General features: G+C 46.9%; 11 protein-coding genes. All 11 read right to left on the minus strand.

What is annotated here, in order from left to right; all coding sequences use genetic code 11:
- Positions 1-130: 130 nt before the first annotated feature.
- The 11 genes from codY to ylqF all read right to left on the minus strand — a co-directional run bounded on the left by codY (position 131) and on the right by ylqF (position 12,118).
- A complete protein-coding gene (codY, locus tag ERX55_RS07335) occupies positions 131-904 on the minus strand; it encodes a GTP-sensing pleiotropic transcriptional regulator CodY (protein ID WP_133451924.1) in 774 nt (257 codons plus the stop codon).
- A gap of 13 nt (positions 905-917) precedes the next feature.
- The gene (gene hslU / locus ERX55_RS07340; protein WP_133451925.1) at positions 918-2,303 is read right to left on the minus strand and encodes an ATP-dependent protease ATPase subunit HslU; all 1,386 of its coding nucleotides are present in this window, start codon (positions 2,301-2,303) and stop codon (positions 918-920) included.
- 9 nt (positions 2,304-2,312) lie between these two features.
- A complete protein-coding gene (gene hslV / locus ERX55_RS07345) occupies positions 2,313-2,837 on the minus strand; it encodes an HslVU peptidase proteolytic subunit (RefSeq protein ID WP_133451926.1) in 525 nt (174 codons plus the stop codon).
- 14 nt (positions 2,838-2,851) lie between these two features.
- Positions 2,852-3,724: a site-specific tyrosine recombinase/integron integrase gene (xerA, locus tag ERX55_RS07350; protein WP_133451927.1), complete on the minus strand. Its 873-nt coding sequence runs from the start codon at positions 3,722-3,724 to the stop codon at positions 2,852-2,854.
- Positions 3,725-3,784: 60 nt separating this feature from the next.
- Positions 3,785-5,089, minus strand: a complete 1,305-nt coding sequence (trmFO, locus tag ERX55_RS07355; protein WP_133451928.1) for an FADH(2)-oxidizing methylenetetrahydrofolate--tRNA-(uracil(54)-C(5))-methyltransferase TrmFO — start codon at positions 5,087-5,089, stop codon at positions 3,785-3,787.
- An 85-nt stretch (positions 5,090-5,174) separates the two neighbouring features.
- Positions 5,175-7,244 carry a type I DNA topoisomerase gene (gene topA / locus ERX55_RS07360; protein WP_133451929.1) on the minus strand — a complete coding sequence of 690 codons (2,070 nt, stop codon included), beginning with the start codon at positions 7,242-7,244 and terminating at the stop codon, positions 5,175-5,177.
- Between the two features lie 76 nt (positions 7,245-7,320).
- Positions 7,321-8,166: a DNA-processing protein DprA gene (gene dprA / locus ERX55_RS07365; protein WP_133451930.1), complete on the minus strand. Its 846-nt coding sequence runs from the start codon at positions 8,164-8,166 to the stop codon at positions 7,321-7,323.
- Positions 8,167-8,323: 157 nt separating this feature from the next.
- Positions 8,324-9,232: a succinate--CoA ligase subunit alpha gene (gene sucD, locus ERX55_RS07370; protein ID WP_133451931.1), complete on the minus strand. Its 909-nt coding sequence runs from the start codon at positions 9,230-9,232 to the stop codon at positions 8,324-8,326.
- Positions 9,233-9,249: 17 nt separating this feature from the next.
- On the minus strand, positions 9,250-10,419 hold the full coding sequence (sucC, locus tag ERX55_RS07375; protein ID WP_133451932.1) for an ADP-forming succinate--CoA ligase subunit beta: 1,170 nt from the start codon (positions 10,417-10,419) through the stop codon (positions 9,250-9,252).
- 81 nt (positions 10,420-10,500) lie between these two features.
- A complete protein-coding gene (locus ERX55_RS07380; RefSeq protein WP_424960685.1) occupies positions 10,501-11,262 on the minus strand; it encodes a ribonuclease HII in 762 nt (253 codons plus the stop codon).
- The gene (ylqF, locus tag ERX55_RS07385) at positions 11,243-12,118 is read right to left on the minus strand and encodes a ribosome biogenesis GTPase YlqF (RefSeq protein WP_133451934.1); all 876 of its coding nucleotides are present in this window, start codon (positions 12,116-12,118) and stop codon (positions 11,243-11,245) included. Before ylqF ends, ERX55_RS07380 begins: the two co-directional genes overlap by 20 nt.
- Between the last annotated feature and the right edge of the window lie 64 nt (positions 12,119-12,182).

The following is a 12,182-nucleotide window of genomic DNA, read 5'->3' on the forward strand; positions in this document are numbered from 1 at the left end:
TTCCGCCACTAAAGGCAATTTCAGAACAGCTTGATGCTGCACCACTGAAATACTTAGCTCTAGTGTGTGAATTAGCTTTTTCAAAAGCCGTCTATTAATATAGCATATTGCACAGAAAAAAACAACCATATTACTGGCTGTTTTCGAGTTCTTTCAGAAACTGCTCTTTCTTGATTTTGATGAACGTGCCTTTCATCCCGAGTGAACGGGATTCGATGACACCGGCACTTTCAAGTTTACGCAGGGCATTGACGATTACGGAACGGGTGATCCCGACTCTATCCGCGACTTTTGATGCGACTAATAGACCTTCGTTCGCATTCAGTTCTTCAAAGATATGCTCAATCGCTTCTTTTTCTGAATAGGAAAGCGAATTGATGGCCATTGTGATAGCCGCTTTGTCACGTGCCTTTTGTTCGATTTCTGTATGTTTCTCACGCAGAATTTCCATGCCGACCACCGTCGCTGCATATTCCCCTAAGACGAGATCATTCTCGACAAAGTCCTTGTCTACGCGACCGAGGACAAGGGTACCCAGCCGAGTGCCGCCCCCTTTAATCGGAATGATGGTCGTCATGCTCTCCTTGAAGAGTTCTTCATTTTCCGGCGGGAAGACCGTCAGTTTATTCGTGAGCGGGATATTGGATTCCGTCTCATCCACTTTGAGTAGATAGTCGGTATATTCTTTTGGAATCTGACGTTCCTCAAGCATTCTGATGATACGCTCATTTTTCAGCAGCTCATTGACACCGAAGCCAAGGATTCTGCCCCGACGCGAGATGATAAACACATTCGACTGCATCACGCTGCCCAGATGGTCAGCCATTTCCTTGAAATCGACTGCTAATCCTTCATGTTCCTGTAATAATTTATTGATATCACGTGTTTTCTTTAATAAAGACATTTTATGCTCTCCTTTAGAGTATAAATTCGCTGAGATTTTTATTTTTGGCAATCGAACCCAGTTTCGAATCAACATACTGCTTTGTTATTTCAACATGGGCATTCGGCATGTCCGGTGCTTCGAATGATAAGTCCTCAAGCATTTTTTCCATGATGGTGTGCAATCTTCTCGCACCTATGTTATCAGTCTCCTGGTTCACTTCAAATGCAATCTCCGCAAGACGTGTAATCGCCTCATCCGTAAACGATATCGTTACATCTTCAGTGGCAAGAAGACTTTCGTACTGACGTAGAAGCGACAGTTTAGGTTCTCTAAGAATCTTTTCAAAGTCTTCCACTGATAATTTGTTCAGTTCGACTCTGATCGGGAAACGGCCCTGCAATTCCGGAATCAGGTCGCTTGGTTTTGACACATGGAAAGCACCCGCACCGATGAAGAGGATATGCTCTGTATTGACCGCACCATATTTCGTCTGCACGACACTGCCCTCTACAATCGGCAGGATGTCCCGCTGCACACCTTGACGTGAAATATCCTGACCTCTTTCAGAACTGCCGGCGATCTTGTCAATCTCATCAATAAAGACGATACCGAGCTGTTCTGTCAGCTGTACAGCTTCCTGATTGACTGACTCCTGGTCGATCAGCTTGCCCGCTTCTTCATCAATCAGAATAGGGCGTGCCTTCGCAACGGTAAGTGTGCGTTCCACTTTCTTCTTCGGCATCATCTGACTGAGCATGTCCTGCATCGGATTACCGGGCATGTCCATACCGAAAGGCAGATTCTGTTCCTGTTCGACCTTGATCTTGATGACTTCATCTTCAAGTTCCCCGGCTAACAGACGCCGTCTGATATCCTGGCGCTTCGTAGAAACTTCAGGTGTCACCTCTTCTTCTTCAGGCAGATCCATCATCGGCATATGACCACCGAACAGCGCTTCAAAAGGATTCGAACCATTCTGTTTCTTCTTCTTGATAGCGGGTACCAGTAACTGAACCAGCCGTTCATCAGCCTGCTTAGATGCTTCAGCGAGCACTTCTTTCTTTTTCTCCTCTTTGACGAGACGAATGCCGTTTTCCACTAAATCTCTGATCATGCTTTCAACGTCACGGCCGACGTATCCCACTTCGGTGTACTTCGTCGCCTCAACTTTGACGAAAGGTGCACCGACCAGGCGGGCAATACGCCGAGCAATCTCAGTTTTACCGACACCGGTCGGTCCTATCATCAGTATGTTTTTCGGAATGATTTCCTGCTGCAGCTGATCGTCCAGCTGAGAGCGACGATAACGGTTCCGCAGGCTGATGGCTACTTTCCGCTTCGCCTCTTCCTGGCCAACTATATGCGCATTCAGTTCAGCCACGATTTCCTTAGGTGTCAATTTCAGTTTTTGATTCATGGTCTCCCCCTAAAGTTCCTCAAGAATAATATTATGATTGGTAAATACACAAATATCGGCCGCCGTCTCAAGACTGGCCTGTGCGATGGCACTGGCAGACAGATGCGGCGCATGTTTTTTCAGTGCGCGGCCGGCACTCAGTGCATAATTGCCGCCTGAACCGATAGCAATGATATCATCATCAGGCTGAATGACTTCACCGGTCCCGCTGACAAGGAGCAGCTCCTTCTCGTCCATCACGATAAGCATGGCCTCAAGCTGGCGCAGCATCTTGTCACCACGCCATTCTTTTGCCAGTTCGACAGCAGCACGTGATAAGTTGCCGTTATATTCATAAAGTTTAGCTTCAAATTTCTCAAATAAAGTGAAAGCATCTGCCACACTGCCGGCGAAGCCCGCCACAACTTTATCGTCATATAATCGGCGGACCTTTTTAGCGGTTGCTTTCATGATGACCTGTTCACCGAGTGTGACCTGACCATCACCTGCCATCGCAGTGTGGCCATCGTGTCTGATTGCAAATATCGTAGTCAATTCGTTTCTCTCCTTTAGGCACGGGGATGTGCACTCAAATAGGTTTGTCTCAGATGTTCTTTCGTGACATGGGTATAGCGGCCTGTCGTTGATAAATTGACATGACCGAGTAAATCCTGCACTGTTCTGAGGTCGGCGCCTTCATTCAGCAGATGCGTCGCAAACGTATGGCGCAGCATATGCGGATGGATATGTGACACCTGGCCGGTGCGCTTGATGATGTCAGTCAGAATATAGCGGACCCCGCGAACTGTCAGTATGCCGCCTTGCTGATTGATCAGCAGTCCGTCATGGTCCTTGGCGTATTGACGTCTAAGTGGCAGGTAATCCCTCAGACTTTCAAGCGCAAACTGACCGAAAGGTACAATGCGCTCTTTATTCCCTTTACCCAGTACTTTCAGCACCATCATCTCTTCATCAATATCCGTCAGCTTCAGGCTGACCAGTTCAGATACTCGCAGTCCGGTCGCATACAGCAGCTCAAGAATCAGGCGGTCTCTTTTATGAAACGGCTTGCCTTGATCGACTTCAGCAAACAAGCGCGCCATCTCCTCTTCGTAGAAAAACTGAGGCAGGTATTTATCCTGTTTCGGATGAATCAGACTGTCAAAAGGATTCATCTCTTCCTGGTCCAGTCTGAGAAAGCGATAAAACGTCTTCAGACTGGAAATCTTCCTGGAAACAGTTGAACGGGTCAGCTGCTGATTATATAAATGTACCAGGTACCCTCTTGCATCACGATACTGAAAGGTATCTATTTGCAGATGCTGTGCTTTAAGATACTGTTCAAACTGCAGCACGTCCTGTATATATGCCGTCTGCGTATGAGGCGAGAATCCTTTTTCATAAAGCAGATAACGGCTGAAATCTTCGATAGCCTTGTCCATTATAGCACCTCATTTATCCGAATTGTATCACAATTCAGAAATTATAATCAATTTATAGCTTTATAATGTGACTTTAAATTGATCGAGGCTGTCAAGTGCTTTATGCGCCAGTGTCTCGTAGCGTTCTTTCTTATCTTTGATACGCTTGTCAAGACTTGGCAAGAGACCGAAGTTCGCATTCATCGGCTGGAAGTTCTTGGCGTTCGTATGGGTGATGTAATGGGCCATGGCACCGATCATCGTCGACTGCGGGAAGACAACAGGCTTTAGACCCGCCGCTATCTTCGCAGCGTTGATGCCGGCAATCAGGCCGCTTGCAGCACTCTCGACGTAGCCTTCTACACCCGTCATCTGACCTGCCAGGAATAAATCGTCTTTTCCTTTGAACTGATAAGTCGGCTCAAGATTAGTCGGTGAATTGATGAAGGTGTTACGGTGCATCACACCGTAGCGGACAATCTCCACATTCTCAAGACCTGGGATCAACTGCAGAATCTCTTTTTGCGCCCCCCATTTAAGATGCGTCTGGAAACCGACAATATTGTATAAAGTGCCAGCTGCATCATCTTGACGGAGCTGTACGACTGCAAAAGGACGCTTGCCTGTTTTCGGGTCTTCCAGGCCGACCGGCTTCATCGGTCCGAACAATAATGTTTTACGTCCGCGTTTCGCCATTTCTTCAAACGGCATGCAGCCTTCGAAATAAATCTCTTTCTCAAATTCCTTAAGCGGTACGACTTCTGCATCAAGAATAGCCTGATAGAAGCGGTCGAACTCCTCTTCTGTCATCGGACAGTTGAGGTAAGCGGCTTCTCCTTTATCATAACGGGATTTCAGATAGACTTTATTCATGTCAATAGAATCTTTCTCGATAATCGGCGCTGCTGCATCATAAAAATAGAGATGATCCTGACCCGTCAGCGCCTGAATGCTTTTAGAGAGCGTTTCAGTCGTCAGAGGACCCGTGGCCACGATAGTAGGTCCTTCAGGAATCGAATGGATTTCCTCATTATATACGGTGATGTTCGGATGATTTTTCAGTGTCTCTGTGATATAGCCGCTGAACTCATGACGGTCTACAGCTAAAGCGCCCCCTGCAGGAACACTGGCTGCGTCTGCTGCTTTCATGATAAGCGAGTTCAGTCTGCGCATCTCTTCCTTCAGGACACCGACACCATTTGTCAGTGCGTTTCCTCTCAATGAATTTGAGCAGACGAGCTCGGCAAATTTATCGGTATGGTGAGCAGGTGTCTGTTTCACCGGCCGCATTTCATATAGATTGACTTTCACATCACGTTCTGCAAGCTGATAAGCCGCTTCTGAGCCGGCAAGTCCAGCCCCGATTACATTTACTGTTGTCATTATTACTCCTCCTTAATCCTTAATGATTGTAATATATTCTGATAATTAAATAAACTAAAAGAACGATGTGCTGATGCACATCGTCGGATTATTGCGGTTTTTCTTCATATTCACAGTTCGTACAGACCACCTGAATGTTCTTGCCTTTTTTGCGTTCAATAAGCTGCGCTTCACATTTCGGGCATTTTCTCGGAACCGGCTTATCCCATGAGATATACTCACATTCAGGATAGTTGGTACAGCCGTAGAAAATCCGGTTCTTCTTGGATTTACGTTCGACAACCTCACCACTCTCACATTGCGGGCAAGGAACGCCGATTGTCTTGACGATGGCTTTCGTATTGCGGCAGTCCGGGAAATTAGAGCAGGCCATGAATTTGCCGTAGCGTCCCATCTTGATCACCATCGGAGAGCCACATTTCTCACAGTCTTCACCTGCAGGCTCATCCTTGATCTCAATCTTCTCCATCTCTGCTTCTGCGCGTTCTAAATCTATCTTAAAATTGTCATAGAAAGTAGAAATGACTTTCTTCCATTCCACTTCACCGTTCGCAACGCGGTCCAGCAGGGATTCCATGTTAGCGGTGAAATCAACTTCAACAATCTCCGGGAAGTATTCTTTGACACTGTCATTGACAATGATCCCGAGTTCAGTCGGATAGAACTTCTTCTGGTCCACTTTCACATAGTTACGTTTCTGGATTGTATCAAGTGTCGGCGCATAGGTCGATGGGCGGCCGATACCTTTCTCTTCCAGTGTCTTGACAAGACGCGCTTCAGTATAGCGCGGCGGCGGCTGAGTAAAGTGCTGGTTCTCAGCGATAGCTGTCGCCTGCACACTGTCACCGACCACGAGTTCCGGCAGACGGTTCTCTCCTTCTTCTTCCACATCGTCCTGACCTTCAATATAGACGCTCATAAATCCTTTGAATTTAATCGTCTGGCCATTGGCACGGAACTTGATAGCACCTTGTGTTAAATCAACGGCTACCGTATCGATGACAGCAGGTGCCATCTGGCTCGCCATAAAACGTTCCCAGATCAGTTTATACAGCCGGAGCTGATCACGTGATAAATAATCTTTCATCGCATTCGGCGTCCGCAGGGCAGAAGTCGGGCGGATCGCTTCATGCGCATCCTGTGCACCTTCCTTCTGTTTTCCTGCTTTACGCTGTGACAGATAGTTGTCACCATACTGCTCTTTAATGTAACCGGCTGCTTCACTTTTTGCTGTCTCAGAAATACGTGTGGAGTCTGTTCTCATATAAGTGATCAAACCGACTGTCCCTTGTTTCTTAAGATCGATCCCTTCATACAGCTGTTGAGCAAGCATCATTGTCTTACGCGCTTTAAAGTTCAGTTTTCTTGCCGCTTCCTGCTGAAGAGAGGATGTTGTAAATGGATGAGCCGGATAACGTAATTTTTCTTTCTTAGCTACGTCTGTGACATCAAACTGGTCGCCTGAGAGCTGACTGACAATCGCTTTGACGTCTTGACTGGTCTTCAGTTTCTTCGGCTTGCCATTCTCATGCAGGAATTTCGCTTTGAACGTGATACCTTTATGTTTGAATGTGCCATCAATGGTCCAGTATTCTTCAGGCTTGAACGCATTGATCTCTTCCTCACGGTCTATAATCATCTTGAGCGCTACAGACTGCACGCGCCCCGCCGACAGACCTTTTTTGACTTTCTTCCATAATACAGGTGAGATGTTATAGCCGACAAGACGATCGAGTGCCCGACGTGCCTGCTGTGCATCCACTAGTTCATGTTTGATTTCTCGCGGAGATTTAAAACTCTCCTTCACGGCGTCCTTCGTTATCTCGTTGAAGACCACACGTGATTTTGCCTTCTGATCGATATCCAGTATATGTGCCAAATGCCAGGCAATCGCTTCACCTTCACGGTCCGGGTCACTTGCGAGATAGACATGTTTCGCTTTTTTCGCATGTTTCTTCAAGTCCTGCACGACAGGACCTTTACCGCGGATTGTGATATATCGAGGTTCAAAATTGTTATCAACATCAATGCCCATCTGACTACGTGGTAAATCTCTGACGTGGCCCATAGAAGCAATGACTTTAAATTTTTTTCCTAAATACTTTTCAATGGTTTTTGCTTTTGCAGGCGATTCAACAATGACAAGATTCTCTGCCAATTGTATCTCCCCTTCTTAACTCGTTTTCAAGTGTAAATGATAACGGTCAAGGATAGTACTGTCAATTATTAAATTTTCAGACGATAAAATCTTCAAGTATATCACGTGCTTCAAGACACATCTTGGCCCCTTCACAGATTCTCAGATTGCTGCCTTCTGAATACGGACTTGTGACCGGTCCCGGTATACAGTAGACATTCCGGTTCTGATCCAGCGCCTGATCAAGTGTGATGAGACTACCTGAGCGTTTTTTACTTTCAATGACCAATACCCCGTCAGCAAGCCCGCTGATCAGCCGGTTGCGTTCCGGAAACTGCCAGGTCTTCGGTCCCGCAAAAGGCGGATACTCACTGACGACCAGCTGATGCTCTTCCATATGCCGTCTGAGCAGGGCAGTTTCGCTCGGATAATGATGCAGATGACCGAATCCGAGGACACCGATTGTCCGGCCGCCATGTTCCAGAGCTGAAAGATGGGCGTCAGCGTCAGTGCCCTTTGCCAGGCCGCTGACAATGGTCAGGGGCTTTAGTTCCGGCATCATACGCTTAAGGACCTGCTTGGTATAATCTGTCCGTTCACGCCCGCCGACAATAGCAAGGGCCTGCTGCTGGGCAAGTTTAATATCGCCTCTGTAAAAAAGAACAAAAGGAAAGTCGTAGATCTCTTTCAGTAGAGCGGGATAATCAGGCTCATTATAGAACACAGTCTGAATACGATCACGACTCAGCTTCTGTCTGATCTGCCCGCTATCAAGCGTCCGCAGAGCACGCAGCTTGCTTGACAGGCGTTCATCCTTCCCTTCTCTCAGCAGCATCTCGTATTTCTCAGAAATGAAGTCAAAACAACCGAACTGGCGATAATACTGGTGGAGCTGCTTCGTGGTAAAACCGGCATAGATTAATTTCAGTATCAGATCATTCATCTCTTCACCTCATCTTCATCTTAGGACTTCTTCTTAAAGATTCAGTGTCAGAGACATGTATGTTCTATATGGATTATGTAAAATTTCACGAGAAAAAAGCAGCGATTGCAGATCGAAATAACAGAAAAAGGCAGACTTCAGTCTGCCTCTCAATGCATTATTTAACAGTCAGACATTTCTCGTACAGGCCGTCTTCTTCTTTAATCCGTTCCACTAAAGTAGAACCGATATCTGACGGTGTAGCCGCTGTTTTAATGCCTGCTGCGTTCATCGCTTTGATTTTTTCAGCCGCTGTCCCTTTACCGCCTGAAATGATCGCGCCGGCGTGACCCATACGTTTACCTGGAGGTGCTGTCTGACCACCGATGAAGCCGACAACCGGCTTCGTCATGTTCGCTTTGACCCATTCAGCTGCTTCTTCCTCAGCCGTTCCACCGATCTCACCGATCATGACCACTGCATATGTTTCTGGGTCATTGTTGAACGCTTCCAGAACATCGATGAAGTTGGTACCGTTAACAGGGTCGCCGCCGATACCGACAGCTGTTGTCTGACCGATACCGAGCTGTGTCAGCTGATGAACTGCTTCGTAAGTAAGAGTCCCAGAACGTGATACGACGCCGACATGCCCTTTTTTGTGGATGTAGCCCGGCATAATACCGATCTTACATTCATCAGCTGTGATCACACCTGGACAGTTCGGACCGACGAGACGTGTTTTCTTGCCCTTCATATAACGCTTGACTTTGACCATGTCAAGAACCGGAATATGTTCAGTGATACAGATAGCCAGCTCAAGTTCTGCATCGACACATTCTACAATCGCATCGGCTGCAAATGGTGCCGGCACATAGATAACAGAAACTGTAGCGCCTGTTGCTTTCACCGCTTCTTCTACTGTATTGAAGACCGGTACGCCTTCAACTTCCATGCCGCCTTTACCAGGTGTGACGCCGGCTACAATCTGTGTCCCATATTCAATCATTTGTTTAGTATGGAAAAGAGCTGTTGCTCCTGTAATCCCTTGTACTAATACTTTCGTATTTTTATCAATAAATACTCCCACGAATTTCTCCCCGCTTCCTATTTAGCTTGTTTAACTAATTCAACGATTTTCTGTGCCCCTTCTGCCATTGTGCCGGCAGGTGTGATCGCAAGACCAGAGTTCTCCAGAATTTCTTTGCCCTGGTCAACATTGGTCCCTTCTAAGCGCACGACAAGAGGAATCGTCAGTTCAAGTTCTTTAGCTGCCGCAACGACACCTTCAGCGATAACATCACATTTCATGATACCACCGAAGATATTGACAAAAATACCTTCTACTTTGTCATCACCTAAGATGATCTTGAATGCTTCTGTTACCTTCTCCTTCGTTGCGCCGCCCCCTACATCAAGGAAGTTCGCCGGATTGCCGCCGAAATGGTTGATGGTGTCCATCGTTGCCATCGCAAGTCCCGCACCATTGACCATACAGCCGATGTTGCCATCCAGTGCGATATAGGCCAGATCATATTTAGACGCTTCGATCTCTTTTGGATCCTCTTCTTCCAGGTCGCGGAGTTCAACGATATCTTTATGGCGGAACAGAGCGTTAGAGTCGAAGTTGATCTTAGCATCGAGCGCAAGCACATCACCGGAACCTGTTGTGACGAGCGGATTGATTTCGATGATTGACGCATCTTTCTGAATGAAGACATCATAGAGTCCCATCATGATCTTCACTGCTTTATTGACAGATTCTTTAGGGATATTAATGTTAAAAGCTAAACGACGTGCCTGAAACGGCATTAAACCGGTAACAGGATCGATGACTTCCTTGAAGATTTTCTCAGGATTTGACTCAGCTACTTCTTCGATTTCCGTGCCGCCTTCTTCTGAACCCATCAATACAACAGAGTCAGTCGCGCGGTCTAAGACGAAACCGAGATAATATTCTTTCCGGATATCGCATCCTTCTTCAATCAGTAAACGTTTAACTTCTTTACCTTCAGGACCTGTCTGGTGAGTGACCAGTACTTTCCCTAACAGTTCTTCAGCATAATCTTTCACTTCATCCAAGCTTTTCGCAATTTTAACGCCACCCGCTTTACCGCGGCCCCCTGCGTGGATTTGAGCTTTAACGACGTAAACGCCCTCTTTTAATCCTTTTGCTACTTCAACTGCTTCGTCAGGTGTATAAGCAACTGAACCGTTCGGTACAGCTACACCCATTGAGCGAAAAATTTCTTTCCCTTGATACTCATGGATATTCATCTTCCATCCTCCTAAATACGGGTTAAATTCAGCTTACGGTACAATTATAGGAAATGTAAGCGTTATTGTAAACGATAATTGTCAGTCGGTGCTGATAATCGACTTGATCGGTTCGAATGTCCGCCGGTGGATCGGTGTAATGCCGCGCTCCTGAATACCCGCTAAATGCCTCGCTGTTCCGTAACCTGCATTCTGACTGAAATCATAGCCCGGGTATAGTTTGTCGTATTCTGCCATCAGCCGGTCACGATACTCTTTCGCCAGTATACTGGCCGCACTGATCGAGACACTGCGCATATCCCCTTTAATAATCGCTTCTTCAATCAAGCCGGTGTTCAGCGTCATGGCATCTATCAGCAGGACAGTCGGTTTAACCTTGAGGCTTTCAACAGCTCGCCGCATCGCAAGCTTAGAGGCCTCGTATATATTGATGGCGTCAATCTCTTCAACCGTCGCTATCCCTATCGCATAGTCGCGCACCTGGCTGAGAAGAAGGGCCTCAATACTTCGCCTTTTCTTTGCAGACAGTTTCTTCGAATCGGTCATCCCCGGATAGAAATGATTCTCTTCCAGTATCACTGCACATGCCACAACAGGACCGGCCAGCGGTCCACGGCCCACTTCATCTATACCGCAGATGATTTCACCTGGATAGCGGTTTTCAAACTCCATCGCCTGCCTATAATTTTTTCTGACCTGCTCTGCCTGCTCCAGCTGTTTCAGCCTCTGGGCCACCAGCTTTCTGGCGCCGGCACGCGTATCCTGGCCGAAATCATTGTGTATCTCTGCAGCTGTATGGTAGCTCTGAAGTGCTGTCTTCAGTTCACTCAGCTTCATCTGAATGTCCTAAGTCCTCTACTCGGTCAAAAGTGTAACGTCCGACCTTCGCATTACGAATATCGCGGACCACAAGCTCGATGACAGACTCGTAGTCAATTTCGTTCCCCTTGTTCTTCATGCCACGGCTTCTACCGATCTGATCGAAGATTTCCAGATACGGATCATTTTCTTCTATAGTAATATGATAATGGTGATTGAGGGTTGCGAGGTCGTGGGACTGCATATATTCGAGGCCATAGATCGCCACTTCATCGAGATGGACGATACTATCTTTGATGGCGCCTGTCAGACTGAGTTTTTTACCGACAATCTGGTCTTCGAATTTCGGCCACAGAATACCCGGTGTGTCCAGCAGTTCGAGTGTTTTACCGACCTTGATCCACTGCTGTTTCTTGGTGACCCCAGGCATATTGCCGGTCTTTGCCAGTGATTTTTTGGCGAGACGGTTGATGAGCGTGGATTTCCCTACATTCGGAATACCGACAATCATGGCACGGATGGCACGTGGACGTAGTCCTTTAGCCGCCAGTCTGTCAAACTTCTCCTTCGTCACCGCTTCTGCCGCCTTAATGACCATATTCAAGTTCTTGCCGTTCTTCGCATCGAGGGCGACAGGATAGACCCCCTGTGCTTCAAAATGTTTCATCCATTTCGCTGTTTCTCTCGGATCTGCCATATCCATTTTATTCAGCAGGACTACACGCGGTTTATCTTTGATGATCTCACTGATCATCGGGTTGCTGGAAGCGTACGGAATGCGGGCATCCAGCAGTTCAAAGACACAGTCCACCATCTTCAGCTGTTCCGTTACTTCACGTCGTGCTTTGGCCATATGGCCGGGAAACCATTGTATTGTCAATGTCATTACCTTCTTTCATGAGTCTTTAAGTTAATTCATGTTATGATATAGTCTGATATTAATA

The sequence above is a fragment of the Macrococcus bovicus genome (assembly GCF_004359575.1).
Lineage (GTDB): Bacteria > Bacillota > Bacilli > Staphylococcales > Staphylococcaceae > Macrococcus > Macrococcus bovicus.